This window comes from Pseudomonas sp. SAR267, assembly GCF_052077595.1.
Classification (GTDB): domain Bacteria; phylum Pseudomonadota; class Gammaproteobacteria; order Pseudomonadales; family Pseudomonadaceae; genus Aquipseudomonas; species Aquipseudomonas vlassakiae.
Genome location: NZ_JBQIHU010000001.1, coordinates 2,667,212 through 2,691,188, shown reverse-complemented (window position 1 = coordinate 2,691,188; position 23,977 = coordinate 2,667,212). Strand labels below are relative to the sequence as shown.

At 63.8% G+C, this 23,977-nt stretch carries 26 protein-coding genes; 14 read left to right on the top strand and 12 right to left on the bottom strand.

All coding sequences use genetic code 11. The features are described 5' to 3' along the window. Positions 1 to 7: 7 nt before the first annotated feature. Genes ACTORR_RS12955 through lptM form a run of 6 tightly spaced genes read right to left on the bottom strand, consistent with a single transcriptional unit; the run spans position 8 to position 4,612 of the window. Positions 8 to 703 carry an HAD family hydrolase gene (locus tag ACTORR_RS12955; RefSeq protein WP_313364724.1) on the bottom strand — a complete coding sequence of 232 codons (696 nt, stop codon included), beginning with the start codon at positions 701 to 703 and terminating at the stop codon, positions 8 to 10. After that, positions 700 to 1,599: a tyrosine recombinase XerC gene (gene xerC, locus ACTORR_RS12950; RefSeq protein WP_099813893.1), complete on the bottom strand. Its 900-nt coding sequence runs from the start codon at positions 1,597 to 1,599 to the stop codon at positions 700 to 702. Before xerC ends, ACTORR_RS12955 begins: the two co-directional genes overlap by 4 nt. Then, positions 1,599 to 2,303 carry a DUF484 family protein gene (locus tag ACTORR_RS12945; RefSeq protein WP_054886462.1) on the bottom strand — a complete coding sequence of 235 codons (705 nt, stop codon included), beginning with the start codon at positions 2,301 to 2,303 and terminating at the stop codon, positions 1,599 to 1,601. Before ACTORR_RS12945 ends, xerC begins: the two co-directional genes overlap by 1 nt. A gap of 13 nt (positions 2,304 to 2,316) precedes the next feature. Continuing rightward, positions 2,317 to 3,147, bottom strand: a complete 831-nt coding sequence (gene dapF / locus ACTORR_RS12940) for a diaminopimelate epimerase (protein WP_054886461.1) — start codon at positions 3,145 to 3,147, stop codon at positions 2,317 to 2,319. Between the two features lie 4 nt (positions 3,148 to 3,151). After that, positions 3,152 to 4,399: a diaminopimelate decarboxylase gene (lysA, locus tag ACTORR_RS12935; RefSeq protein ID WP_054886460.1), complete on the bottom strand. Its 1,248-nt coding sequence runs from the start codon at positions 4,397 to 4,399 to the stop codon at positions 3,152 to 3,154. Between the two features lie 9 nt (positions 4,400 to 4,408). After that, complete coding sequence (gene lptM / locus ACTORR_RS12930; RefSeq protein WP_054886459.1) at positions 4,409 to 4,612, bottom strand: LPS translocon maturation chaperone LptM; 204 nt, start codon at positions 4,610 to 4,612, stop codon at positions 4,409 to 4,411. A gap of 216 nt (positions 4,613 to 4,828) precedes the next feature. Here lptM and cyaY point away from each other — a divergent pair, with 216 nt between their 5' ends. From cyaY to rnk, 3 genes are all read left to right on the top strand, one after another. Further along, positions 4,829 to 5,161 carry an iron donor protein CyaY gene (gene cyaY / locus ACTORR_RS12925; RefSeq protein ID WP_313364694.1) on the top strand — a complete coding sequence of 111 codons (333 nt, stop codon included), beginning with the start codon at positions 4,829 to 4,831 and terminating at the stop codon, positions 5,159 to 5,161. A gap of 1 nt (position 5,162) precedes the next feature. Then, complete coding sequence (locus ACTORR_RS12920) at positions 5,163 to 5,375, top strand: DUF1289 domain-containing protein (protein WP_054886457.1); 213 nt, start codon at positions 5,163 to 5,165, stop codon at positions 5,373 to 5,375. A 132-nt stretch (positions 5,376 to 5,507) separates the two neighbouring features. Continuing rightward, complete coding sequence (gene rnk / locus ACTORR_RS12915) at positions 5,508 to 5,918, top strand: nucleoside diphosphate kinase regulator (RefSeq protein ID WP_099813892.1); 411 nt, start codon at positions 5,508 to 5,510, stop codon at positions 5,916 to 5,918. A 118-nt stretch (positions 5,919 to 6,036) separates the two neighbouring features. On the opposite strand, the gene ACTORR_RS12910 is transcribed toward rnk, so the two are convergent. From ACTORR_RS12910 to ACTORR_RS12900, 3 genes are all read right to left on the bottom strand, one after another. Continuing rightward, entirely contained in the window at positions 6,037 to 8,901 is a 2,865-nt protein-coding gene (locus ACTORR_RS12910) for a class I adenylate cyclase (protein ID WP_313364693.1), read from the bottom strand. A gap of 209 nt (positions 8,902 to 9,110) precedes the next feature. Beyond that, entirely contained in the window at positions 9,111 to 9,356 is a 246-nt protein-coding gene (locus ACTORR_RS12905) for a TIGR02647 family protein (RefSeq protein WP_313364692.1), read from the bottom strand. A 69-nt stretch (positions 9,357 to 9,425) separates the two neighbouring features. Next, a complete protein-coding gene (locus ACTORR_RS12900) occupies positions 9,426 to 9,725 on the bottom strand; it encodes a hypothetical protein (protein WP_313364691.1) in 300 nt (99 codons plus the stop codon). A gap of 147 nt (positions 9,726 to 9,872) precedes the next feature. On the opposite strand from ACTORR_RS12900, the gene ACTORR_RS12895 reads away from it, so the two are divergent. Next, positions 9,873 to 10,535 carry a glutathione S-transferase gene (locus tag ACTORR_RS12895; protein ID WP_313364690.1) on the top strand — a complete coding sequence of 221 codons (663 nt, stop codon included), beginning with the start codon at positions 9,873 to 9,875 and terminating at the stop codon, positions 10,533 to 10,535. Between the two features lie 134 nt (positions 10,536 to 10,669). Here ACTORR_RS12895 and argH read toward each other — a convergent pair whose 3' ends face one another. Then, positions 10,670 to 12,064, bottom strand: coding sequence for an argininosuccinate lyase (gene argH, locus ACTORR_RS12890; RefSeq protein ID WP_027916957.1), 1,395 nt, complete (start codon positions 12,062 to 12,064; stop codon positions 10,670 to 10,672). Positions 12,065 to 12,373: 309 nt separating this feature from the next. On the opposite strand from argH, the gene ACTORR_RS12885 reads away from it, so the two are divergent. The 7 genes from ACTORR_RS12885 to ACTORR_RS12855 all read left to right on the top strand — a co-directional run bounded on the left by ACTORR_RS12885 (position 12,374) and on the right by ACTORR_RS12855 (position 18,813). Further along, the gene (locus ACTORR_RS12885; RefSeq protein WP_054886451.1) at positions 12,374 to 13,123 is read left to right on the top strand and encodes a LytR/AlgR family response regulator transcription factor; all 750 of its coding nucleotides are present in this window, start codon (positions 12,374 to 12,376) and stop codon (positions 13,121 to 13,123) included. 172 nt (positions 13,124 to 13,295) lie between these two features. Next, on the top strand, positions 13,296 to 14,237 hold the full coding sequence (hemC, locus tag ACTORR_RS12880; protein WP_441343649.1) for a hydroxymethylbilane synthase: 942 nt from the start codon (positions 13,296 to 13,298) through the stop codon (positions 14,235 to 14,237). Further along, positions 14,234 to 15,016, top strand: coding sequence for a uroporphyrinogen-III synthase (locus ACTORR_RS12875; RefSeq protein WP_313364689.1), 783 nt, complete (start codon positions 14,234 to 14,236; stop codon positions 15,014 to 15,016). The genes hemC and ACTORR_RS12875 overlap by 4 nt, the downstream gene beginning before the upstream one ends. Positions 15,017 to 15,047: 31 nt before the next feature. Further along, a complete protein-coding gene (locus ACTORR_RS12870; protein ID WP_176509177.1) occupies positions 15,048 to 16,148 on the top strand; it encodes a uroporphyrinogen-III C-methyltransferase in 1,101 nt (366 codons plus the stop codon). Beyond that, a complete protein-coding gene (locus ACTORR_RS12865) occupies positions 16,145 to 17,383 on the top strand; it encodes a heme biosynthesis HemY N-terminal domain-containing protein (RefSeq protein ID WP_054886447.1) in 1,239 nt (412 codons plus the stop codon). Before ACTORR_RS12870 ends, ACTORR_RS12865 begins: the two co-directional genes overlap by 4 nt. 221 nt (positions 17,384 to 17,604) lie before the next feature. After that, positions 17,605 to 18,111, top strand: coding sequence for a disulfide bond formation protein B (locus ACTORR_RS12860; protein WP_099813883.1), 507 nt, complete (start codon positions 17,605 to 17,607; stop codon positions 18,109 to 18,111). Between the two features lie 231 nt (positions 18,112 to 18,342). Then, entirely contained in the window at positions 18,343 to 18,813 is a 471-nt protein-coding gene (locus ACTORR_RS12855; protein ID WP_054886445.1) for an Rsd/AlgQ family anti-sigma factor, read from the top strand. 9 nt (positions 18,814 to 18,822) lie between these two features. Here ACTORR_RS12855 and ACTORR_RS12850 read toward each other — a convergent pair whose 3' ends face one another. Further along, entirely contained in the window at positions 18,823 to 19,488 is a 666-nt protein-coding gene (locus ACTORR_RS12850; protein ID WP_313364688.1) for an FKBP-type peptidyl-prolyl cis-trans isomerase, read from the bottom strand. A 224-nt stretch (positions 19,489 to 19,712) separates the two neighbouring features. Here ACTORR_RS12850 and ACTORR_RS12845 point away from each other — a divergent pair, with 224 nt between their 5' ends. Continuing rightward, entirely contained in the window at positions 19,713 to 20,771 is a 1,059-nt protein-coding gene (locus tag ACTORR_RS12845) for an AlgP family protein (protein WP_313364687.1), read from the top strand. Here ACTORR_RS12845 and ACTORR_RS12840 read toward each other — a convergent pair. Then, positions 20,747 to 21,229, bottom strand: coding sequence for a TIGR02444 family protein (locus ACTORR_RS12840; protein ID WP_054886442.1), 483 nt, complete (start codon positions 21,227 to 21,229; stop codon positions 20,747 to 20,749). The two genes, ACTORR_RS12845 and ACTORR_RS12840, sit on opposite strands and share 25 nt — an antisense overlap. Positions 21,230 to 21,279: 50 nt before the next feature. On the opposite strand from ACTORR_RS12840, the gene ACTORR_RS12835 reads away from it, so the two are divergent. Together ACTORR_RS12835 and ACTORR_RS12830 are read left to right on the top strand one after the other, a co-directional pair. Next, positions 21,280 to 23,190, top strand: a complete 1,911-nt coding sequence (locus tag ACTORR_RS12835) for an ATP-binding cassette domain-containing protein (protein WP_313364686.1) — start codon at positions 21,280 to 21,282, stop codon at positions 23,188 to 23,190. Between the two features lie 151 nt (positions 23,191 to 23,341). After that, positions 23,342 to 23,974 (top strand): LysE family transporter, encoded by a 633-nt coding sequence (locus ACTORR_RS12830; RefSeq protein WP_054886440.1) that lies wholly within the window; start codon positions 23,342 to 23,344, stop codon positions 23,972 to 23,974. Positions 23,975 to 23,977 lie beyond the last annotated feature (3 nt).

Below are 23,977 nucleotides of genomic sequence, written 5' to 3'. Positions count from 1 at the left end.
CACAATGTCAGCGCCAGCTGGCCAGAATGTCAGGCAGCTGGGACAAACGCTGGATCTCTGCATCCGGCGCCCGGTCGCCAGCCCAGGCCTTGCCCTGCGGGTTGAACCATACGGCGCGCAAACCGGCGCGTTGGGCCCCGGCAATGTCATCGCCCGGGTGGTCGCCGATGTGCACTGCCGCACTGGCCTCGACCTCGCCGAGCTTGAGGGCCTCCATGAACGGTGCCGGGTCCGGCTTGCCGATGCCCAGGTCCTCCGCACAAAGGGCAAAGCGGAAGTAATCCGCCAGCCCCAGTCGGCGTATATCGGCGTTGCCGTTGGTGACCACGCCCAATGTGTAGTGATGGCGCAGGATCTCCAGTACCGGCTGTACCTCAGGGAACACTTCGATCTGGTGGCGCGCATGCAGGAAAACTTCAAAGCCCTCGTTCGCCAGCTCCTGCGCCTGCTTCTCGCTGTAGCCGACTTCCTCCAGGGCTTGGAACAGCACACGTCGGCGCAGGGCGCTGATGCGGTGCTTGAGGCCCGGCTCGGCTTGCACCAGGCGTTCGCGAATGGCGAACAAGTGTTCCACCGGCACGCCGCCGAGGACTGGCGCGTTGGCTTCGAGCCAGTCGCGCAGCACGACCTCGGCACTGGCAATCACGGGCGCGGTGTCCCACAGCGTGTCGTCGAGGTCGAAGGTGATCAGCTTGATGCTCATGAGTCTGTGCCTTTGCTGCGTTTGGCCCGAGGGTGGGCACTGTCGTACACCGCTGCCAGGTGCTGGAAGTCCAGGTGGGTGTAGATCTGCGTGGTGCTGATGTCGGCGTGGCCGAGCATTTCCTGCACCGCACGCAGGTCCTGGGACGATTCCAGCACGTGGCTGGCGAAGGAGTGGCGAAGCATGTGCGGGTGCAGGTGCTGGCCAAGCTCGCGCTCGCCGGCAGCCTTGACCCGCAGTTGGATGGCGCGTGGGCTCATGCGATTGCCCTGGCGGGTGATGAATACGGCGCTGTCACGCGGCGCGCCGATGCCACGCAGCTTGAACCAGGCCTGCAACGCCTCACGGGCCTTGCGCCCGACCGGTAATACGCGGGTCTTGCTGCCCTTCCCAAGTACTTGCACCAGGCCGGCAGCCAGGTCGAGCTGCTCGAGGTCGAGGTTGTTCAGTTCGGACAGGCGCAGGCCGGAGGAATAGAACAATTCGAGGATGGCCTGGTCACGGCGGGCGATAAAGTCGTCATCGACGCCGCCATCGAGCAGCTGCAGGGCTCGGTCGGTGTCCAGCACCTTGGGCAGCCGGCGTTCGCCCTTGGGCGCGCTCAGGCCGTTGGCCGGGTCGTGCTGGCACAGGCCTTCGCGATTGAGGTAGCGGTACAGGCCGCGCACCGCCGACAGCAATCGCGCCAGGCTGCGCGAGGACTGGCCGTGATGGTGCAAACGGGCGATAAGCTGGCGCAGCTGCTGAATCTGCAGGGCGCCCCAGCCGGCGATGCCTTGGCTATTGCAATATTCGATGACCTTGTCGAGGTCGCGGCGATAAGCCAGCAGGGTGTGTTCGGACACCTGGCGCTCGTTGCGCAGGTGTGCGCAATAAGCCTCCAGCTGGCGTTCCATCAGCGCACCGGACGCAGGGTCTGGGTCACGCGCGGCACCACGCGGCCAAGCACTTCGGCGATGTAGCCGAGGAACAAGGTGCCGACGCTGCTCTTGTAGTGCTGCGGGTCGCGGCTGCCGATCGCCAGCACGCCATGCAGCCCTTGATATTCGAGGGCGGCAACCGCACTGGAGCCGACCTCCTGCTGCTGCTCCTTGCCGAACAGGAAGGCCAGCTCGTGCTCGCGCAGATTGCCGCTGACCGTCTTGCCACCGCCCAGCAGGCCACCGATGGCTTGCTGAGCTTCGGCATTGCTGACCCAACGGCCTACGGGCGCTGCGTTGTCGCCGAACAGGATCAGGCTGACGAAAGGCACCTGGAATTCCTGGCGCAGGCTGTCTTCGACGGCCATCACCACTTCTTCCAGGCTGCCGGCATCGAGCAGGTCGAGGATCAGCCGACGGGTCTTGTCGAACAAACGGTCGTTGTCCCGGGCCACATCCATCAGTTGTGACAGGCGATGGCGCATCTCGATGTTGCGGTCGCGCAGCAGCTTGAGCTGGCGTTCCACCAGCGACACGCTGTCACCGCGCTGGTGGGGGATGCGTTGGTCGATCAACAGCTCGTCGTGCTCGGCGAAGAAGGTGGGGTGGGCGCGCAGGTAGGCGACCACCGCATCGGCATCGAGCTCATCGGGCTGCTGGGGTACTGGCTGATCGGTCATGGCGGTTACTCGCTTAGAGACGAACCTGTCCTTCGAAGACGCGTACGGCTGGGCCTGTCATCAACACGGGCTTGCCAGGGCCGGCCCATTCGATGTGCAGGCGGCCACCTGGCAGGTCGAGGGACACCGGAGAGTCCATCCAGCCCTGGCTGATGGCGGCGACGGCTGCGGCGCAGGCGCCGGTGCCACAGGCCTGGGTCTCGCCGGCACCACGCTCCCACACCCTCAGGTTGGCGCGATGGCGGTCGATGACCTGGAGGAAGCCGGCATTCACCCGCTGCGGGAAGCGCGGGTGGTTTTCGATTTTCGGGCCAAGCTCATGGACCGGCGCGGTGTGCACATCATCGACGCGCAGCACGGCATGCGGGTTGCCCATGGACACGGCGGCAATCGAATACACCTGGCCGTCTACCTCCAGCGGGTAGTTCACTGCCTGTTCATCGGCAATGAAGGGGATTTCTGCCGGGACGAAGCGCGGCGGGCCCATGTCGACACACACCTGGCCGTCGTTCTGCACGTCCAGCTCGATGATGCCGCCCTTGGTTTCCACGCGGATGCGCTTTTTCGCGGTCAGGCGCTTGTCCAGCACGAAGCGGGCAAAGCAGCGCGCGCCGTTGCCGCACTGCTCGACCTCGGAGCCGTCGGCGTTGAAGATCCGGTAGCGGAAGTCCACTTCCGGGTTGCTCGGCGCCTCGACGATCAGCAGCTGGTCGAAGCCGATACCGGTGTGGCGGTCACCCCATTGCTTGGCGTGCTTGGGCTGGATGTGCGCGTGCTGGCTGACCAGGTCGAGGACCATGAAGTCGTTGCCCAGCCCATGCATCTTGGTAAAGCGCAGCAGCATGGGCTCACTCCGGCAGCAGGCTTTCGCCAGCGTACAGTTCGGCGATGGTCTCGCGGCGGCGGACTTCGAAAGCCTGGTCGCCGTCGACCAGGATTTCCGCACAACGGCCACGGGTGTTGTAGTTCGAGCTCATGACGAAACCATAGGCGCCCGCCGACTGTACGGCCAGCAGGTCACCTTCGGCCAGGTTCAGCACGCGGTCCTTGGCGAGGAAGTCGCCGGTTTCGCAGATCGGGCCTACCAGGTCATAGGCACGGCCTTCGCCCGCCCGCGGCGTGACCGCGCTGACGCCCATCCAGGCCTGGTACAGGGCCGGGCGGATCAGGTCGTTCATCGCTGCATCGATGATGGCGAAGTCCTTGTGTTCGGTGTGCTTGAGGTATTCCACGCGGGTCAGCAGGGCACCGGCGTTGGCCACGATATAGCGGCCTGGCTCGAACACCAGCGCCAGGTCACGGCTGCCGACCCGCTCACGGATGGCCTTGATGTAGTCGGCCACCAGCGGCGGCTCTTCGTCGCGATAGCGCACGCCAACGCCGCCACCCAGGTCCAGGTGGCGCAGGTGGATGCCGCACTCGGCCAGGCGGTCGACCAGGGCCAGCAGGCGGTCGAGGGCATCGAGGAACGGGTCGACAGTGGTCAGCTGCGAACCGATGTGGCAGTCGACACCGACCACGTCCAGGTTCGGCAGCTGCGCGGCGCGCACGTAGATGGCTTCGGCGTCGGCGATGGCGATGCCGAACTTGTTCTCTTTGAGGCCGGTGGAGATGTACGGGTGAGTGCCGGCATCGACGTCCGGGTTCACGCGCAGCGAGATCGGCGCAACCTTGCCCATCTCGGCGGCTACCACTTGCAGGCGTTCGAGTTCGTCGGTGGACTCGACGTTGAAGCAGTGCACGCCGACTTCCAGGGCGCGGCGCATGTCTTCACGGGTCTTGCCGACGCCGGAGAAGACTACGCGATCGGCGCGCCCGCCAGCGGCCAGCACGCGCTCCAGCTCACCGCCGGAGACGATGTCGAAGCCTGCGCCCAGGCGCGCCAGGACGTTCAGTACGCCAAGGTTGGAGTTGGCCTTGACGGCGAAGCAGACCAGGTGATCGGTACCTTGCAGGGCATCGGTGTAGCTGCGGTACTGGGCTTCGATGTGGGCGCGCGAGTACACGTAGGTCGGGGTGCCGAAACGTTCGGCGATGGCCGACAGGGCGACGCCCTCCGCGAACAGTTCACCGTCGCGGTAGTTGAAAGCGTTCATCTGAATTCCTTACTGCTCTGGCGTCTGCTCGGGCTGGATTGGCTGCTCTTCCTGCGGCTGGACCGCTGGAGCATGCTGGTGCTGGTGCGACTTTTTCGGGCCTTTGCCGTCCTTGCCGTCTTCTGGCAGGTACAGGGGGCCCTTCTGACCGCAGGCCGAAACGAGGCAGGCAACCGCGACCAGCGCCGCGAGCGAGGAAATCAGGCGCTTCATGGGTGAAATCCTTTGAAATATGCAGTATTGCGCCCGAGTATACCGAGCGACCGGCGGATTGCCTATGCAAGAGCCGGTCCGTCGGGCGGGCTATGCTTAGGGGCCCTCGCCACGGTAATCGGGCCGGTGGCGAGCGGGGCTAAACCTTTGCATTCATGGCCCGGCGCCCGTATCTTGCCGGCTTGCCCGTAAAGCAGCCAATTCGAGGTTCCTGCAATGAGTTTGAGCGAAGCGCGTTTCCATGATCTGGTCGACGCGACCCAACAGGCCCTGGAAGACTTGTTCGACGAGAGCGGCCTGGACCTGGACATGGAAAATTCTGGCGGCGTGCTGACCGTCCAGTTCGAAGGCGGCGCACAGCTGATCTTCAGTCGCCAGGAGCCGTTGCGCCAGCTGTGGCTGGCCGACCGTTCCGGCGGCTTCCACTTCGACTACGACGAGGAAAGCGGCAAGTGGGTGTGCGAGAAGAGCGAAGAACTGCTGAACGAAATGCTCGAGCGTATCGTCTGGGAGCGGGCCGGCGAGAAGCTGGACTTCGACGAGATCTGACATGACCAGCCAGGCGCGGCCACCCAAGCCGCTGTACAGCAACGTCAGCCCGGCGGTGCCGTCGCCCTGCATCAGCGTCTGCCGGCTGGATGAGCAGCGGGTATGCACCGGCTGCCACCGGCATGTCGAGCACATTCGCGAATGGCGCTCGGCCGACGACGAACGGCGCCGGCAGATCTGCCGCGAAGCCGAGGCGCTGCGCGCACGGGCTTGAGTATTTGCCCGGCTGTGGTAGTGTCGGGTTGTGCGTCGGTGACGCAAAAGCATCCACAAACCCCGCCCTTGGGCGGGGTTTTGCTTTATCTGCCCGCAGCAAACCGCCTGTTCAAAGGAGTCTGACTGGATCATGAGCACCAAGCCTTCCCTCATCCTCACCCGATTGGACGTACAACGTCTCGAGCGCCTGATCGACAGCCTCGACGAGAATACGCCGGGTGTGCTCGCCTTGCAGGAGGAGCTGGACCGTGCCGCTCAGGTGGTCGGCCATGAGGAAGTGCCCGCCGGAGTGGTGACCATGAACTCGAGGGTGCATTGCCGTGAAGAGGCCAGTGGCAAGGACTACCACCTGACCCTGGTGTATCCGAAAGATGCCGGTGGAGAAGGCACGGTTTCGATCCTCGCGCCAATCGGTTGTGCGCTGCTGGGCTTGTCGGTGGGCGAGCAGATCGACTGGCCGGCTCCCGGAGGCAAGACGCTCAAGCTGAAGTTGCTGGAAGTTGAATACCAGCCAGAAGCGGCTGGCGATTTCGACCTCTGAAATCCCCGGGGCCGCTTTGCGGCCCTTTCGCGACACAAGGCCGCTCCTACAGGAATACCCGATCTCCTGTAGGAGCGGCCTTGTGTCGCGAAAGGGCTGCGAAGCAGCCCCGGCATCCTCAAGGCTCCACCTTAGCCTGCAACTTCGCCAATCCATCATTCAGCGCCTGTTCCAGCTCGCGCTTGTAGCGCAGGTACAGGCTGGTCGACCCCTGCTCATCTTCGAGCAGCTCGGACAGGTCCAGGTCGGTGATGTAGCAGCGGTAATGCCCGGCGCTACGCCGCTGGCCAAGGATCTGCCGGGCGACCACCTCATACAGTTGGTCGCCATGCTCCAGCTCGGAAAACTCCTGCTGGTCGCAATACAGCGTCACATGCACCCCATTCCCCGTGCCGGCCTGCAAAATGGCCTGAACCTCATAATATGGCTGGTCGACGCCAGCGCTGGGCGCCGGGCGCGGCTCGATGGTGCGCGCGTTGCCCGGGCCGGAAGGCAGCAGCTGGGCATAGTGGATAGCCAGTGAAGCCTGTGGCAGATGGTCGAGTGGAAGGCGGGCATCGTGGCGCACCACCACCGAACGCAGAAAGCGTTGCAACGGCAGCAGCAGGTGACTTTCGTCAAACATTGGCAGGCGCTGTTGCCACAGGGCGTTGTACTCGTCCAGCACGTACAGGTCGGCCCAGCCGTCGAGCAGGCGGTAGAACACCTGGATGCAATTACGCCGGCCTTGTTCCAGCACCAGGGGCAAGTCGTAGTCTTGCAGTGCATTGCCATCCAGGTGCAACGGGCTGTAGTGGCTGCGCACTTCACCCAGGTGATCGAGCACGGCGCCATGTTCGGACAGGGTCGCCAGGCTAACCTGGCCTGGCAACAGTTCCAGCACGTGAGTGTACTGTGCCACTTGCAGCAGGTAGCGGTGATTCAGCCCCTGGTCGAGCAGCAGTTGCGCAGTGTCGAAGATTTCCTCGACCCGCTGGCTGATGGCCTGGGCGCGGTTGTGGCAGAAGCAGCGCACCCGCACCTGCGGGCGGTGGCTGCGCTGGCCGAGGCTGTTGAGGAAGTCACGCAGGCAGCGCAGCAGCGCGTGCTCGCCGTCGTAGCGCTGCACCAGCACTTCGTTCCAGCTGTTGAGGGTGACCTGATCAAGCGTCAGCACCAGGTTCTCGCGCACACCGGCATAGCTCAACGAATCGGTGCGCTCGGTGGTCATCAGGATGTTCAGGTCCCGGTGATGACGCAGTGGATCGACGCCGACATTGACCAGCAGCAGGATCTCGTCAGCCACGCTCGGTTGCAGCAGGCGCGCTTCGCTGACGCTGGCCAGTGGCAGCGGGATGCTCTGCTGCAGGCTGCCCAGCAGGTTGAACAGCTCGAATTCGCTGAGGTCGCTGTCGCCGGGGTGCAGCGCCAGGCGCGTGGTGTGGTCGATGACGCCATTGCGGTGGGCCCAGGTCAGCAGCTCGAGCAGTTCACGGCAGCGCTTGATCGGGCTGAAATGCTCCCATTCGTATACGCCCAGGTTGCCGTTGTAGAGGCCCCAGTGATGGCTGCCAGGCTCCTTGCGGTTCGGGGACTGCACCAGCGTCAAGGTATCTTCGGCAATGTCCGGGGCAATGCCCGGGTTGATCACTTCGATCTTGCCGGCGCGGCGTTCGAAGGCGGCGTACAGGCGCCGGCCCAGGACATTCAGGTCACGCTGGTCGGCGCGGCTGGTGGCACCCTGGTTTTGCGCGAACTGGCCGAGAAAGCGATAGCTATGGTTGAGCTCCGCCACCAGCTCACGGCGTTCGAGGGCGACCTGGCGCACCTTCCATTGGCTGCGGCTGTCGAGCATGACCAGCTGGCGTTCGTCCCAGCCCCACTCATCGGTAAGGCGCTGCAACAGTTGGCGCTGCCAGCCGTTGTTACGGCTGCGGTCCAGGCCACTCAGCTTCTTGTTGACCTTGAGGTAAAGGCTGCGCCTGACCAGCTCGAGCCGAGCGGTTTCACCGCGTTGCTGCAGATAGCGCTCGATGCGCCGGTACACCATCACATAGGGGTCGAGTTCGTCGAGGTTCAGACGGTTGGCGAACACCGCCTGTTTATAGTCCAGGCACAGGCAGCGCACGGTCGGGTGCTCGCTGGCATAGACTTCGGTCAGCAGCAGCTTGAGCAGTGACTTGTAGGGCGAATCGATGCCCTTGAACAACTGCCAAAGCCCGGCGCCGAGGTACTCGCCTGGTGGAATATGGGCAAGGTTGCCGAGGTCCAGGGCGTCCTGGTTGCGGATGAAACGCTTGGACAGCAGGGTCTCGGTGTAGGCCTGATAGTTGTGCTCTTCATAGACCGGCACCAGCCACCACAGCGGCGTTCGCCCGGCCAGCCAGATGGCGGTGCGATAGAACTCGTCGAGCAGCAGGAAATGTTGCGTAGTGCCGCAGTCGTCGGAGCTGAGCTGGCTGTCGCGCAGGCCCTGGGCAAAACTTTGCGGGTCGATCAGGAAGAAGTGCGCCTCGGCACCCTGGCTGGCTGCCCAGGCCTCCAGCAGCTGGCACTTGCGGCGCAACTCTTCGCGCTCGGCCTCGCTCAGGCCAGGGGCATGGCATACCCAGAGGTCCATGTCGCTCTGTTCGGCCTGGGCCAGCGTACCGAGACTGCCCATCAGGAACAGGCCGTGGATCGGGCGTGGCGGGTTGCCATGACGGGTTTTGTAGGCGAACGAGCGAGCCAGGCGCTGGGCATCGGCGACCTGTTCGGCATCCGGCTCGAACCCCGCCACCCCGGCCGGTGTGGCGCCGGATACGTAACCGGGCAACAGCGGGTGGTTGACGTGGAACAGCAGCGGCAGCAGGGTCAGGACCAGCTGCTGGCGGCTCGACAGGCCCTCCATTGCGCGTTCTAGCCGGCACTGGTTGATGTGCAGAAAGCGCGCACGCAATGTCGCCAGCACCTTGCGGTCGATGCCTTCGTCCAGGTCAGGGCGGATTTCGTGGGGGTGGTTCATTGCACACTCAGGGCGGGCCAGGAAAGCTGTGGCGAGTTTAGCCTGAGTGGGGCAGTCGGATAAGCGTCAATTGGGTTTTTGACGTCATTTTAATAGCGCCTGTTCTGGCCTCTTCGCGGGCAAGCCCGCTCCCACGGGTACTGCGCCGTACTTGAGAGCGGTGCATAACCTGTGGGAGCGGGCGTGCCCGCGAAGAGGCCGGTACAGAATCAAGCGGGCTGTGTGGATTTGAGGATGCTAAGCAACTGTTGGACGCTTTCAGCCGCATCAATCCCGAGGCTGGTGAGGTAGCCACCATCGGGCTGGTCGGTGAGTCCTTTTTCATGAAGGCGCTTGGCCGCAGCGATCTGGGCGGGCGCCGCGTCGCTGTGAACTTTGATGCCTTCCTGGTGGTTGTCCAGGTTGAACAGGGCGAGCACTTCCAGTTCGGCGATCAGTTCGGGGGTAAAAGACATGGCGACTCCTGACTTCCAGACAAGGATGACGGCACCGCCAGCGGTGCCTGATTCAAGAGTGTAGTCGGGTTATTCGTCGTCGCTTTGACCCATCTCAGGCGGCAGCTCGGGCAGGGCACGCAGGGCGATCTCATACCACTCGCCGTTGAATGCGCGGTCTTCCTGAAGCATGTTGTCGATCTCGAAGGCCAGAACGTGGGCCATGAGGTTGAGGATGTCTTCGCGCTCATAGCCGACCAGGGTCAGTTTGTTGAAGGTGGCCTTGGCCGCTGGCGGCTCGCCGCTTTCGATCTGGTTTTCGATGGCTTCGGTCAGCGTCGCTTCGGCGAAGGCTTCGTCGTCATTGTCGATTTCGTCGTGTTCGCTCATGGCGCTACTCCTGTGGTGGGATGCACAGTTTGCCATGCCCGCGCCGGCAATGCCCGGTCATCGACCGGGTGCATGACGCTGGTCAGGCGTCGGCGTAGCGTCTATAACAGCCGAGCCATCCCCACACGGCCTGGAGGCTGTAACCCCATGCTCAAGCTTCACGGATTTTCGGTCAGCAACTACTACAACATGGTCAAGCTGGCCCTGCTGGAAAAAGGCCTGCCTTTCGAGGAAGTCACCTTCTACGGCGGGCAGGCACCGCAGGCGCTGGAAGTCAGCCCGCGGGGCAAGGTACCGGTGCTGCAAACCGAACACGGCTTCCTCAGCGAAACCAGCGTAATACTCGACTATATCGAGCAGACCCAAGGTGGCAAGGCGCTGCTGCCCAGCGACCCGTTCGGCCAGGCCAAGGTGCGCGAACTGCTGAAGGAAATCGAACTGTACATCGAGCTGCCGGCGCGTACCTGCTACGGCGAGTCGTTCTTCGGCATGCCGGTGGAGCCGCTGGTCAAGGAGCGCGCGCGTACCGACTTGCTGGCGGGGTTTGCCACGCTCAAGCGCAATGGCCGTTTCGCGCCTTATGTGGCGGGGGAGCAACTGACCCTGGCCGACCTGATGTTCTGCTTCTCGGTAGACCTGGCGTGCGCAGTAGGCAAGAAAGTGCTGGGTATCGACTTCCTGGCGGACTTCCCGCAGGCCAAGGCGTTGCTGCAACTGCTGGGCGAGAACCCGCACATGGCGCGGATCGTGGCGGACAAGGAGGCCTCGATGCCGGCCTTCCTGGAGATGGTACGCAGCGGCAAGCGCTGAATGACCGGGGGCTGCTTTGCAGCCCATTCGCGGGCGCGCCCGCTCCCACATGGATTGTGCATTGCCTGAGTCTTGCACCATACCTGTGGGAGCGGGCATGCCCGCAAACGAGGGCGAAGCCCTCGCAATGGGCTTTAGCGCGAAGCCAGCAGGGCCTTGCCGCGAACGACGGCAGCACGCACCTGGGCTGGCGCGGTACCACCGATGTGGTTACGGGCATTCACCGACCCCTCCAGGGTCAGCACGGCAAACACGTCCTGCTCGATCTGGTCGCTGAACTGGCGCAGTTCGTCCAGGCTCATTTCGGCCAGGTCCTTGCCCGTGTCGACGCCATACTTCACAGCGTGGCCGACGATCTCGTGGCAATCACGGAACGGCAGGCCGCGGCGAACCAGATAGTCGGCCAGGTCGGTCGCGGTGGAGAAACCGCGCAGAGCCGCTTCGCGCATGATGGCGTGCTTGGGCTTGATCGCCGGGATCATGTCGGCAAAGGCGCGCAGCGAGTCGCGCAGAGTGTCGGCGGCGTCGAACAGCGGCTCCTTGTCTTCCTGGTTGTCCTTGTTGTAGGCCAGCGGCTGGCCTTTCATCAGGGTCAGCAGGCCGGTCAGGGCGCCGAATACACGGCCGCTCTTGCCGCGCACCAGCTCCGGTACGTCCGGGTTCTTCTTCTGCGGCATGATCGAGCTGCCGGTGCAGAAGCGATCAGGCAGGTCGATGAACTGGAACTGGGCGCTGGTCCACAGCACCAGTTCTTCGGAGAAGCGCGACAGGTGCATCATTGCCACGCTGGCGGCCGCGCAGAATTCGATGGCGAAGTCACGGTCCGAGACGCCGTCCAGCGAGTTGCCGGCCACAGCTTCGAAGCCCAGCAGCTTGCAAGTCAGCTCACGGTCGATAGGGTAGGTGGTGCCGGCCAGCGCGGCACTGCCCAACGGCATGCGATTGGCGCGCTTGCGGCAGTCGACCAGGCGCTCGTAGTCGCGGCTGAGCATTTCGAACCAGGCCAGCAGGTGGTGGCCGAAGGTGACCGGCTGGGCAGTCTGCAGGTGGGTGAAGCCAGGCATGATGGTTTCGGCTTCACGTTCGGCCTGCTCCAGCAGACCCTGCTGCAGACGGGTGATCTCGGCCAGGATCAGGTCGATCTCGTCACGCAGCCACAGACGGATGTCGGTGGCCACCTGGTCGTTGCGGCTACGGCCGGTGTGCAGCTTCTTGCCAGTGATGCCGATACGGTCGGTCAGGCGTGCTTCGATGTTCATGTGCACGTCTTCGAGGTCGACACGCCAGTCGAAGCTGCCAGCCTCGATTTCGCCCTGGATGGTTTTCAGGCCATCGATGATGGTGTCGCGCTCGGCATCGCTGAGGACGCCGACCTGCGCCAGCATGGTGGCGTGGGCGATCGAACCCATGATGTCGTGGCGGTACAGGCGCTTGTCGAAGTCGACCGAGGCGGTGAAACGGGCGACGAAGGCGTCGACGGGCTCACTGAAGCGGCCGCCCCAGGACTGATTGGTCTTGTCGGTGCTCATGGATTCACTCTATGCAGGCGTGAACGAAAAAGTGGCGCCGATAATAGCAGGGTTGGGCCTGACACCGCAGGACATCGGTCGACAGAAACCGGTGGCAAACATCGGTAAAGGTGGGCGAAGACGATAATCACCGATTGAACGGCAGTGTTCCACGGACCGTCTACAGTTGGACAGAGGACTGGCAGCTATTCTGCTGGCTCAGTGAATCTTTGGCCTTCGTATCGGTCTAGAGCGTGACCGCAGCGTCGCTCGACCTGCTCTTGTCTACGCTATACCTGTGCGAGACTCACTCAGGAATCCAGAGCAATTATGAATGTCCTGATCGTTGATGACGAACCCCAAGCCCGTGAACGCCTCACACGGCTATTCGCTGAACTGGAGGGTTACACCGTGCTGGAGCCCAGCGCCACCAACGGCGAGGAGGCTCTGACACTGATCGAAAGCCTCAAGCCGGATGTGGTTCTGCTGGACATCGGCATGCCAGGCCTGGATGGCTTGCAGGTCGCTGCTCGCCTGTGCGAACGCGAGGCGCCACCGTCCGTGGTGTTCTGTACCGGCGACGACGAATACGGTGCCGAGGCGTTCAAGGACAGCACCCTCAGCCACGTGACCAAGCCAATCCAGCCTCAGGCCCTGCGCGATGCCTTGCGCAAGGCCGATAAGCCCAACCGTGCCCAGCTGGCGGCGTTGACGCGGCCTGGCAGCGAAGGCGGTGGGCCGCGCAGCCATATCAGTGCGCGTACGCGCAAGGGTATCGAGCTGATTCCATTGCCCCAGGTGATCTATTTCATTGCCGACCACAAGTACGTGACCTTGCGCCACGAAGCGGGCGAAGTGCTGCTCGACGAGCCGCTCAAGGCGTTGGAGGACGAATTCGGCGAGCGATTCGTGCGTATCCACCGCAATGCGCTGGTCGCGCGCGAACGCATCGAACGCCTGCAGCGCACGCCATTGGGGCATTTCCAGCTATTCCTCAAGGGCCTCGATGGCGACGCCCTGACTGTCAGCCGCCGGCATGTGGCGGGCGTGCGCAAGATGATGCAAACACTCCAAGGCTGAGCCTGCATGGCAACGGCTGCGCCCTTGTGCGCGGCTGAAGCCGCTCCCACAGGTACGGCGCCGCCTGTAGGGGCGGCTTTAGCCGCGAAGGGCCGTTACGCTGATCCACATCTGCTGGCGATGCCGGTGATGCTGTTATCATCAGCGGCATTTCTCTGGATCGGGGCGTTTCATGTCCACTCGCGAAATCCGCATTGCCACCCGTAAAAGTGCCTTGGCCTTGTGGCAGGCCGAATATGTCAAAGCCCGCCTCGAGCAGGCGCACCCCGGTCTTCGGGTGACCCTGGTACCCATGGTCAGTCGCGGCGACAAGTTGCTCGACGCACCGCTGGCGAAAATCGGCGGCAAGGGGCTGTTCGTCAAAGAGCTGGAAACAGCGCTGCTGGACAACGAGGCCGACATCGCCGTGCATTCGATGAAGGATGTGCCCATGGACTTCCCCGATGGCCTGGGCCTGTTCTGCATCTGCGAGCGTGAAGACCCGCGTGATGCATTCGTCTCCAACACCTTCGCCAGCCTCGACGCCCTGCCAGCCGGCAGCATCGTCGGCACCTCCAGCCTGCGCCGCCAGGCCCAGTTGCTGGCGCGTCGGCCGGACCTCAAAATCCACTTCCTGCGCGGCAACGTCAACACCCGCCTGGCCAAGCTCGATGCCGGCGAGTACGACGCCATCATCCTCGCCGCCGCGGGCTTGATCCGCCTGGGCTTCGAGGACCGCATCAGCGATACCATCAGCGTCGACCACAGCCTGCCAGCCGGTGGCCAGGGCGCGGTGGGTATCGAGTGCCGCAGCGCCGACACTGAAATCCATGCCCTGCTGGCGCCGCTGCACCATGCCGATACCGCCGACCGTGTAGTCGCCGAACGTGCCATGAACAAGCGCCTCAACGGCGGCTGCCAGGTGCCGATCGCCTGCTATGCGGTGTTCGAAGGCGATCAGCTGTGGTTGCGTGGCCTGGTTGGCCAGCCAAGTGGCGGGACCTTGCTGGTGGCGGATGCCCGTGCGCCGCGTGCGGCTGCCGAGACCTTGGGCGTGCAGGTCGCCGAAGCCCTGCTGGGCCAGGGTGCCGAAGCCATACTCAACGAAGTCTACGGCGAGGCCGGGCATCCGTGAGCCCCTGGCGCCTGCTGCTGACCCGGCCTGAAGAGGACTGCGCGGCACTGGCGCAGAGCCTGGCCGTTGCCGGTGTGGCCAGCAGTTGCCTGCCGTTGCTGGCCATCGAGCCCGTCGCGCTGGCTGACGGGCAGCGTCGGCAGCTGGCCGGGCTGGCGCAGTACCAGGCGATCATCGTGGTCAGCAAGCCGGCGGCCCGGCTGCTGCTTGGGCAGCTGCAGGGCGCTGGCTTGCAAGCGCCCCCCGCAGGCTGGTTTACCGTGGGTGAGGCGACGGCAGCAGTGCTGCAGTGCGCAGGTCTTCAGGTGACATTCCCCATGCAAGGCGATGACAGCGAGGCCTTGCTCGCACTCCCGGGCCTGCGCAAGGCTACTGCGGCGCCTGAGGCGCGCGTGCTGATCGTTCGTGGTGTCGGAGGTCGCGAACTGCTGGCCGAGCGTCTTGCAGAGCAAGGTGCTAGTGTCGAATATCTGGAACTGTATCGTCGCTGCCTGCCGGCGTACCCGGGGGGCACGCTGATGCGCCGCATAGAAGCGGAACGCCTCAATGGCCTGGTGGTCAGCAGTGGGCAGGGTCTTGAACATTTGCAGCAAATGGCTGGCGCCGACTGGCCGCAGATAGCCAGGCTGGCGTTGTTCGTGCCCAGCCCGCGGGTCGCCGAACAGGCCCGGGCCGCCGGGGCCCAACAGGTTGTGGATTGCCGTGGCGCGAGTGCCACGGCCTTGCTGGCAGCCGTGCAGCGCAGCGCTGTACCTGCCTCTCAAGGCGCTTCGCACTAGCGCGAGGCGCCCCCATGCAAAGGATGGATACGTGAGCGAAACTGTCTTGCCCAACAATGATCAGCCGTCGGCGCAGGAGCCGGCGCAACCCGTCACCGACAAGCCTGTAAAGCGCTCTGGCAGTGGTCTGGCCGTGCTGGCGCTGTTGCTGGGTGCGGCCGGGGTCGCAGTAGGGGGTTGGGGTGTCTGGCAGGTGCGGCAGCTGCAAGGCAGCGAGGTGAACCAGGGTCAGCACCTTGAAGCCCTCAGCCAGCGCGCCGCGGCGCTGCAGCAGCGTGAGCAGCAGATCAGTGCCCAACTGGCCAGCCTGCCGGCCGCCAGTGAGCTGGAAGACCGTCGCCGCCTGGTGGCGCAATTGCAAGGCGACCAGCAGCGTCTGAGCCAGCGTCTGGAAACCGCACTCGGCGAAAGCCGCAAGGAGTGGCGCCTGGCCGAGGCCGAGCACCTGCTGCGCCTGGCTACCCTGCGCTTGTCGGCGCTGCAGGACATCACCAGCGCCAAGGCCCTGGTCGAAGGGGCCGACGAAATCCTCCGTGAACAGAGCGACCCTGGCGCCTTTGCCGCCCGCGAGCAACTGGCGCGCAGCCTGGCCACGCTCAACAGTACCCAGCAGCCGGACCGCACCGGTCTGTTCCTCAAACTCGCCGCCCAGCGTGAGCTGGTGCAACAGCTCAGCGCCCAGTCTCCCGAATTCGCCAGCAACGCCGATGCGCTTGGTGCGCTGACAGCCGATGGTGATGGGGCCAGTCGCCTGTCGCAGTGGTGGGCAGAAATCTCCAAGTACTTCCAGATCGACTTCAACGCCGATGACAATGTGCGGCCATTGCTGGCTGGCCAGCAACTGAACCAGTTGCGCCTGGCCCTGAGCCTGACCATCGAGCAGGCGCAGTGGGCTGCGCTCAATGGCGAGGCCAAGGTATACAACCAGGCCCTGGATGATGCCCGCAGCGTGCTGCTGGCCAACTTCAATGCCGACAACCCGCAAAGCAAGGCGATGCTCGACAGCCTCAACGCGTTGGCTGAGCAGCCCGTCTCGGTAGTGACCCCGGACCTGAGCGAAAGCCTGGCGGCGGTGCAGGCGTACATTCAACGCCGCCATCTGCCAGCCGAGGCTGAAGGGGGCAAGCCATGAAGCGTGTCTACCTGCTGGCCGTACTGGCGATCGTGGTTGCCGCAGCGCTGGGCATCGCGGTGGCCAAGCACAGTGGTTATGTGCTGATCGCCTACGGTGGTTTCCGTTACCAGTCCGGATTGTGGGCGGCGCTCGCGGCGCTGGCGGCGGTGGTCGTCTTGCTGTTGTTGCTGCGTTATCTGGTCAGCTTGGTCCTGACCTCCAGTGGCGTGGTCAATCCGTGGTCGCGGCGTAACCGCAGCCGGCGCGTGCGGATCGCCATCGAACAGGGCCAGCTGGACCTGGCCGAGGGCCGCTGGGCCAGTGCCCAGCGCCACCTGCATCGTGCTGCCGAGGCCGAGCGCCAGCCGTTGCTGTATTACCTTGGCGCCGCCCGTGCCGCCAACGAACTGGGGCGCAAGGAGGACAGCGACAACCTGCTGGAGCGTGCGCTGGAGCGCCAGCCCCAGGCTGAACTGGCCATTGCCTTGACCCATGCGCAACTGCAGATGGACCGTGGCGAGCGGGATGCTGCGTTGGAGACCTTGCTCGCCATGCAGGAGCGCCATCCGCACAACACCCAGGTCCTGCGCCTGTTGCAACGCCTGCATCTGGAGCGTGGCGATTGGTCGGCGCTGATCCGCCTGCTGCCCGACCTGCGCAAGAACAAGGTGTTGCCGGCCGATGAGCTGGCCGCGCTGGAGAAACGCGCCTGGGGCCAGAACCTTGGCCTGGCGAGCACCCGTGGTGAGGATCCGCAAAGCGCCCGTCAGGCCCTCGAGCGTGCCTGGCAGCAGCTGACCGCTGCCCAGCGCCAAGAGCCGCAACTGGTCCTGGCCTATGCCGAACAGCTACGTCAGGTGGGTGCCCAGGGCGAAGCCGAGCAGGTGCTGCGCACCGCACTCAAGCGTGAGTACGAAAGCCATCTGGCGCGCCTGTATGGCCTGGTACGGGGTGATGATCCGGCGCGTCAGCTACAGGCTGCCGAAGGCTGGCTGAAGGCCCACCCGGACGATCCGAGCCTGCTGCTGACCCTCGGCCGCCTGAGCTTGCAGAACCGCCTGTGGGGCAAGGCGCGCGACTATCTCGAAAGCAGCCTGCGAATGGAGCGTAATCCGGAAGCCTGTGCCGAGCTTGCGCGCCTGCTCGCCAGCCTGGGCGAGACCGAACGCAGCAATCAGTTGTTCGAGGAGGGCCTTGGGCTGCTCGATGAGCGTCTTCTGGCCCTGCCGTTGCCAGAAGCTGTACGCGCCTGAGCCCTGCATGAGCCCGCGCAACGGCGCGGGCTCATGGGTCGGGTAACGTGTTCTGCGTTATAAGTTGGATTTGCAGTCTCTTCTTGGGAAGTTTCCTACAGCGTCTATGGACACTTCCCTTCCAATACAGCGACTTGTCACTCCAGTAGTGCCTTGAAACAAGCCCGCCCTTTCCTCTACCGTTCCAAGCCACTTCAACTTTTCCGGGACCTTTCTTCCCCATGCCGATGGCCAGTCTGCGCACGCTTTTCATTCCGGCATGCCTTGCTTCGCTGGCAGTGTTGGGCGCTTCCTTTTATCTCGAAAGTGTCCTTGAGCTGGTGCCTTGCCCGCTGTGTTTCAGCCAGCGGCTATTGTTGGGGATCTATGCGCTGGTCTGTCTGAGCGCGGCGCTGCATGCACCCGGTATAGCCGGGGTTCGGCTTTATGCGCGAGCGGCAATGCTCAGCGCGGCCAGCGGCGCCTTGCTGGCGGCGCGGCATGTGTGGTTGCAGGGTGCAGGTGATGCGAGCCACCTGTGCCCTTTGCCGATCGGGCGCATGTTCGAGCTGTCCTGGCGTGAAGCTGTGCGACAACTGCTGCTCGGTGGTCCTGATTGCCGCTCGCTGTCCTGGAGCTTCCTCGACCTGACCCTGCCGGAATGGAGCCTGGTGGCGTTTCTGCTACTGGCGGCGCTGCCCTTGAGTTGCCTGCTGGCGTATCGTTTCCGCTCACTTGGCAATCCTTGACCTGGCGCATGCCGGTGGCCAATAGCGGACCAATGGTGGTGTCTCACGGTATTAAACGCTTGTATGAACTTTGTCCGCTGCGTACCTTGATGCTAAGCACGCGCGGGAATAATCTCCCAGCACGCATACTGAAAACACAACTGCTCGATGCCGTCCTGCTGATGTCACCTTTGTGCTGCACGGTCGTGGTGCGAGGTGCAGCGGCATCTACCCAGAAGGGAAGAGATCGCCATGCTCGATAGTTGTCAGAACGCCCAGGAACGCTGGGGCGGGGTTCACAAGCTGATCGACCGCTGGCTCGAGGAGCGAGAGGAGCTTGTCCAGGCTTTCCGTACCTTGCGCGTCGCCAAGCCGGCCTTTGCCGACAAGGAAAAGAACCGCGACTTCTGTGCGGTGCTGGTCGACTACGTGTCAGCCTGGCATTTCGAAGTGAGTGAGCAGCTGGTCACCGAAGCCAAGGCATTCGGGGATGAGAAGGCGTTGAAACTGGCTGAAGAGATCAACCCGCGGATCAACGACATTACCCAGATCGCACTGGCCTTCAACGATCATTGCGAGAAGGGCGAGTGCAAGGACACCGAGCGCTTCGCCGAGAAGCTCGGCAAGCTGGGCAGCCTGTTGCACGAACGCTTCGAGCTGGAAGACTGCCTGATCGAAGTGCTGCATAACGCGCACAAGGAAGAGGGTGCGGTCGAAGCCTGAAGGTCGGCGTCAGTTGCCGACCGCCAGTAACTCGATTTCGAATACCAGTGGCGTGTAGGGCGCGATCAGATCACCTGCGCCCTCGGCACCATAGGCCCGTGCCGATGGGATCACCAGGCGCCAGGTCGAACCGGCTTTCATGTGCGGCAGGGCCACCTGCCAGCCGTCGATCACCGAGTCCAGGCTGAACCACTGCGGCTGCTGATTCTGGTCGAACACCGAACCATCCGGCAGCCTGCCGACATAGCGCACCTGCACTTTGCCGCCGGCTGTGGGTTGCGCACCATTCCCCGGTTTCAGTTCGCTGTACAGCACGCCTTCGGGCAGTTCGTGCACACCGGCACGCGCCCGTTCGTTGGCCATGAAGCGTGTTTCCATGGCCTGGAGTTTGGTCACCTCGGCTTGTTCGGCGGCGGCACCAGCCTGTTCCTCATGCTGCTGGAGGATGGTCTCCATCCGTGCCTTGTCGAGTTTCAAAGGCTGGCCCTGATAGGACTGGCGCAGGCCTTCTACCAGCGCATCCAGTTGCAGGCCGGGCACCTCCTGACGCAGGCGCTCCCCCAGGCTGGCGCCGAGGCTGTAGGCCAGATCATGATCGTTGGCAGGGGCGGTATCGTTGGCGGCGAGGGCGAATGGCGCCATCAGGTACAGGCCAAAAGCAAGATAACGCGGCATGGGTAACTCCAGCTCGATGAGCAAGGAAGTATGCCAGCGTTGTTGCCTCGACATGTGTAAATATCAGCAACGTTTTGTTAAGCAACTACACTTGCACGGAGCTGCAAGATAACAACTTTGCCCAGGCATGCAACGCGGCACCCTCAATACTGTCAACATGCCCTAGCGGCGGTAGCAGCAGAAGCATAGTATGAGCCGCAATCTCGTCAGCCAGGAGGTAAACCATGTCGGCTAAAAAGAAGCCAGTAAGTACGCCGTTACACCTGCTCCAGCAACTTTCGGGCAGCCTGCTCGAACACTTGGAAGAGGCCTGCTCACAAGCGCTGGCTGATGCGGAGAAATTGCTGGCCAAGTTGGAAAAGCAGCGCGGCAAAGCCCAGGAAAAACTGCATAACGGCCGCCTGAAGTTGCAGGACGCGGCGAAGGCAGGCAAAGCCAAGGCGCAGAACAAGGCGCAAAAGGTGATCGGTGAACTTGAAGAACTGCTCGATTCGCTCAAGGAACGCCAGACCCAGACCCGTACTTACATTCAACAACTCAAGCGTGATGCCCAGGAAAGTTTGAAACTGGCTCAAGGAGTGGGCAAGGTGCGCGAGGCTGCAGGCAAGGCACTCGACCAGCGTGCCGTGGCGGCCAGGACTGCCAAACCCGCTGCTGCCAAAGCACCGGCCCGCAGCACCGCCAAGCCAGCGGTCGCCAAGGCCCCGACCAAACCAGCCGCTGCCAAGGCTCCAGCCCGCGCTGCTGCCAAGCCAGTCGCCGCCAAGGCACCTGCTCGCGCTGCCAATGCCAAGCCGGTTGCCAGCAAGGCCCCAGCTAAAACCGCTGCCGCCAAGCCTGCTGCTGCCAAAACCCCAGCCAAGTCAGCGGCCGCCAAGCCTGCAGCAGCCAAAGCGCCGGCGAGAACCGCCTCGGCGAAGCCGGCCGCCAAACCTGTCGCTGCAAAATCCACTGCTGCCAAGCCAGCCGCCAAAGCTGCTGCTGCCAAGGCTCCAGCCAAGCCTGCGGCAGCCAAACCGGTAGCAGCCAAAGCGGCCGCCAAGCCGGCAGCCAAACCAGCAACAGCCAAGCCTGCGGCGGCCAAGCCAGCGGCAGCCAAAGCGCCGGCCAAGCCCGCTGCAAAACCTGCAGCGAAGGCCGCTGCAAAACCCGTTGCCGCCAAACCTGCAGAAGCCAAACCGGCTGCACCTGCTGCCAGTGCGCCAGCGACCAACTCGGCCGCTCCCGCTACTGCCTCGGTATCCACCAGCACTCCAGCTCAGACGCCGTCTTCGGCTTCCTGAAGCGCTGCCGCCGCGACGCGCAAGTCAACCAGCGCGTCGTGGCCGCGTGCCTGGGCCGGTGCCAGCCGGTCAAGCCAATCGTCCGTAGGCTCTAGCGAGCCTACGGGCCATTGTTGCGCACAGGTTTGCAGCCGCTGCAGCAATTGCTTCTCCGCTTCCAACTCCAGCCTCTTCAACTGCTCACGCAACGCCGCCAGGTGCGTATCGTGTTGTGCAGGCGAACGCCATTGCTTGCGCAGACTACGTAAAGGCGCCACCACATCGTGTTGCCATGGTCCGGCAATCGCACGCAGGGCCTGAGCGCGTTCCTCGCTGAAGGGCACTGCACGCGCCTGCAACCAGGTTGCACACAGCAGCAGGCAGACGTCGCCCCCCATCGCCTGAACATTCAGACAAGCCGCTTCCACTCCCGGGCGGGCATACAGCGCCAAGGCGTGATTCCACAGGTCGGTGTACATGATTCCACTCACGCTGCGGGCCGAGGAAGCTGGTAGACTCCGCGACCACTATGATCAGACTATCCAACCTCACTTTACAGCGTGGTCCGCAGCGCTTGCTAGAAGGCGCCGAGATGACCCTGCACGCCGGTCACAAGGCCGGCCTGATCGGCGCCAACGGCGCCGGAAAATCCAGCCTGTTCGCCCTGCTGCGCGGCGAGCTGTCGCCTGATGCCGGCGATTGCCAGCTGCCCGGCGACTGGCGCATTGCCCACATGCGCCAGGAGGTCGATACGCTCGACCGCCTGGCGGTGGACTATGTGCTCGACGGTGACGCCCGCCTGCGCAAGGTCCAGGCCGAGCTGGCCGTTGCCGAGCAGGCCCATGACGGCACTGCGCTGGCGCGCCTGCACAGTGAGCTGGAAGTTGCCGACGGTTACACCGCTGATGCCCGCGCTCGTAAATTGCTGGCGGGCCTGGGCTTCACCAACGAGCAGATGGACCGCCGGGTCGGTGACTTCTCCGGTGGCTGGCGGATGCGCCTGAACCTGGCCCAGGCGCTGATGTGCCCGTCTGACCTGCTGCTGCTCGACGAACCTACCAACCACCTCGATCTCGACGCGATCCTGTGGCTGGAAGACTGGCTCAAGGGTTACCCGGGCACGCTGTTGCTGATTTCCCACGACCGCGATTTTCTCGATGCCGTGGTCGACCATGTGCTGCACGTCGAGCAGCGCAAGCTCAACCTGTACAAAGGTGGTTACACCGCCTTCGAGCGCACCCGTGCCGAGCGCCTGGCGCAGCAGCAGCAGGCCTACGAGAAGCAGCAAGCGCAGCGCGCGCACATGGAGAAATACATCGCCCGCTTCAAGGCCCAGGCCACCAAGGCCCGCCAGGCACAGAGCCGGATCAAGGCCCTGGAGCGCATGGAAGAGCTGTCGGCGGCGCATGTCGATTCGCCGTTCGACTTCGTCTTCCGCGAATCGCAGAAAATCTCCAGCCCGCTGCTGAGCCTGTCCGAAGGCCGCCTGGGCTATGGCGACAAGGCGATTCTCGACAAGGTCAAGCTGCAACTGGTCCCGGGAGCACGCATCGGTCTGCTCGGGCCCAACGGCGCCGGCAAGTCGACCCTGATCAAGAACCTCGCGGGTGAGCTCGAGCCGCTGTCGGGCCGCCTGGTACGTGGCGAGAACCTTGCCGTCGGCTACTTCGCCCAGCACCAGCTCGACTCGCTGGACGACAAGGCCAGCCCGCTTCTGCATCTGCAGCGCATCGCACCCACCGAGCGCGAGCAGACCCTGCGCGATTTCCTGGGTGGCTTTGACTTCCACGGCGATCGCGTCGACGAGCCGGTGGTGAATTTCTCCGGTGGTGAGAAGGCCCGCCTGGCCCTGGCGCTGATAGCCTGGGAGCGGCCGAACCTGCTGCTGCTCGACGAACCGACCAACCACCTCGACCTGGAAATGCGCCTGGCGCTGACCATGGCCCTGCAGGAGTTTGCCGGTGCCGTGGTGGTGGTTTCCCACGACCGTCACCTGCTCAAGAGCACCACTGACGACTTCCTGCTGGTGGCCGATGGCAAGGTCGAGACCTTCGATGGCGACCTCGACGACTACAGCCGCTGGCTGGTCGAGTACCGCCAGCGTAGTGCGCCGGCCAGCAACGCCCCGGTCAACCCGGACAAGACCGACAAGAAGGCCCAGCGCCAGGCTGCGGCAGCCTTGCGCCAGCAGTTGGCACCGCACAAGAAGGCGGCCGACAAGCTGGAGACCGAGCTCAACCAGGTGCATGCGCAGTTGGCCGAGGTGGAGGCAGCGCTGGGCGACGGTGGTGTGTACGAAGCAGCGCGCAAGGATGAATTGCGCGATCTGCTGGCTCGGCAGACCAAGCTCAAGCAGCGTGAAGGTGAGTTGGAAGAGGCCTGGATGGAGGCCTTGGAAACCCTTGAAAGCATGCAGGCTGAACTGGAAGCACTGTCCTGACAGGCAACTATCGTCTGCACTGGCCTCTTCGCGGCTAAAGCCGCTCCCACAGAGGCCAGTGCAGGCGATGGAATCCCGCAGAATTTACTGGTTATTTTTTCGCCAACGCCTTAGCTTAACGTTTTGCAACAATCGTTGAGCGAGGTGTGTGATGTCGATGGAAGTGTGGTTGGGCTTCTTTGCTGCGTGCTGGGTGATCAGCCTGTCGCCAGGTGCCGGGGCAATTGCCTCGATGTCCAGCGGGCTACAGTACGGCTTCTGGCGTGGCTACTGGAATGCCCTGGGCCTGCAACTGGGCCTGATCGTGCAGATCGCCATCATTGCCGCCGGCGTCGGCGCCATCCTCGCCGCTTCCGCCACCGCCTTCCAGGTCATCAAATGGTTCGGCGTGGGCTATCTGGTCTACCTGGCCTACAAGCAATGGCGTGCCCTGCCCATGGACATGACCGATGAATCGGGCGTGCGCCCGATCGGCAAGCCGCTGAGCCTGGTGTTCCGTGGCTTCCTGGTCAACGTCAGCAACCCCAAGGCGCTGGTGTTCATGCTGGCGGTGCTGCCGCAGTTCATCAACCCGCACGCGCCACTGCTGCCACAGTACATCGCGATCACCGTGACCATGGTCAGCGTCGACATGCTGGTGATGGCGGGGTACACCGGGCTGGCTTCGCGGGTGTTGCGCCTGCTGCGCACGCCCAAGCAGCAGAAGCGCCTGAACCGTACCTTTGCCGGATTGTTCATCGGCGCGGCGACCTTCCTCGCCACGCTGCGCCGGGCGCCAATCTGACAA

Bases quoted from the DNA above. Each gene is read 5' to 3' on its own strand.
- ACTORR_RS12955 (WP_313364724.1), bottom strand. From the start codon at position 703: ATGAGCATCAAGCTGATCACCTTCGACCTCGACGACACGCTGTGGGAC.
- xerC (WP_099813893.1), bottom strand. From the start codon at position 1,599: ATGGAACGCCAGCTGGAGGCTTATTGCGCACACCTGCGCAACGAGCGC.
- ACTORR_RS12945 (WP_054886462.1), bottom strand. From the start codon at position 2,303: ATGACCGATCAGCCAGTACCCCAGCAGCCCGATGAGCTCGATGCCGAT.
- dapF (WP_054886461.1), bottom strand. From the start codon at position 3,147: ATGCTGCTGCGCTTTACCAAGATGCATGGGCTGGGCAACGACTTCATG.
- lysA (WP_054886460.1), bottom strand. From the start codon at position 4,399: ATGAACGCTTTCAACTACCGCGACGGTGAACTGTTCGCGGAGGGCGTC.
- lptM (WP_054886459.1), bottom strand. From the start codon at position 4,612: ATGAAGCGCCTGATTTCCTCGCTCGCGGCGCTGGTCGCGGTTGCCTGC.
- cyaY (WP_313364694.1), top strand. From the start codon at position 4,829: ATGAGTTTGAGCGAAGCGCGTTTCCATGATCTGGTCGACGCGACCCAA.
- ACTORR_RS12920 (WP_054886457.1), top strand. From the start codon at position 5,163: ATGACCAGCCAGGCGCGGCCACCCAAGCCGCTGTACAGCAACGTCAGC.
- rnk (WP_099813892.1), top strand. From the start codon at position 5,508: ATGAGCACCAAGCCTTCCCTCATCCTCACCCGATTGGACGTACAACGT.
- ACTORR_RS12910 (WP_313364693.1), bottom strand. From the start codon at position 8,901: ATGAACCACCCCCACGAAATCCGCCCTGACCTGGACGAAGGCATCGAC.
- ACTORR_RS12905 (WP_313364692.1), bottom strand. From the start codon at position 9,356: ATGTCTTTTACCCCCGAACTGATCGCCGAACTGGAAGTGCTCGCCCTG.
- ACTORR_RS12900 (WP_313364691.1), bottom strand. From the start codon at position 9,725: ATGAGCGAACACGACGAAATCGACAATGACGACGAAGCCTTCGCCGAA.
- ACTORR_RS12895 (WP_313364690.1), top strand. From the start codon at position 9,873: ATGCTCAAGCTTCACGGATTTTCGGTCAGCAACTACTACAACATGGTC.
- argH (WP_027916957.1), bottom strand. From the start codon at position 12,064: ATGAGCACCGACAAGACCAATCAGTCCTGGGGCGGCCGCTTCAGTGAG.
- ACTORR_RS12885 (WP_054886451.1), top strand. From the start codon at position 12,374: ATGAATGTCCTGATCGTTGATGACGAACCCCAAGCCCGTGAACGCCTC.
- hemC (WP_441343649.1), top strand. From the start codon at position 13,296: ATGTCCACTCGCGAAATCCGCATTGCCACCCGTAAAAGTGCCTTGGCC.
- ACTORR_RS12865 (WP_054886447.1), top strand. From the start codon at position 16,145: ATGAAGCGTGTCTACCTGCTGGCCGTACTGGCGATCGTGGTTGCCGCA.
- ACTORR_RS12860 (WP_099813883.1), top strand. From the start codon at position 17,605: ATGCCGATGGCCAGTCTGCGCACGCTTTTCATTCCGGCATGCCTTGCT.
- ACTORR_RS12855 (WP_054886445.1), top strand. From the start codon at position 18,343: ATGCTCGATAGTTGTCAGAACGCCCAGGAACGCTGGGGCGGGGTTCAC.
- ACTORR_RS12850 (WP_313364688.1), bottom strand. From the start codon at position 19,488: ATGCCGCGTTATCTTGCTTTTGGCCTGTACCTGATGGCGCCATTCGCC.
- ACTORR_RS12845 (WP_313364687.1), top strand. From the start codon at position 19,713: ATGTCGGCTAAAAAGAAGCCAGTAAGTACGCCGTTACACCTGCTCCAG.
- ACTORR_RS12840 (WP_054886442.1), bottom strand. From the start codon at position 21,229: ATGTACACCGACCTGTGGAATCACGCCTTGGCGCTGTATGCCCGCCCG.
- ACTORR_RS12835 (WP_313364686.1), top strand. From the start codon at position 21,280: ATGATCAGACTATCCAACCTCACTTTACAGCGTGGTCCGCAGCGCTTG.
- ACTORR_RS12830 (WP_054886440.1), top strand. From the start codon at position 23,342: ATGTCGATGGAAGTGTGGTTGGGCTTCTTTGCTGCGTGCTGGGTGATC.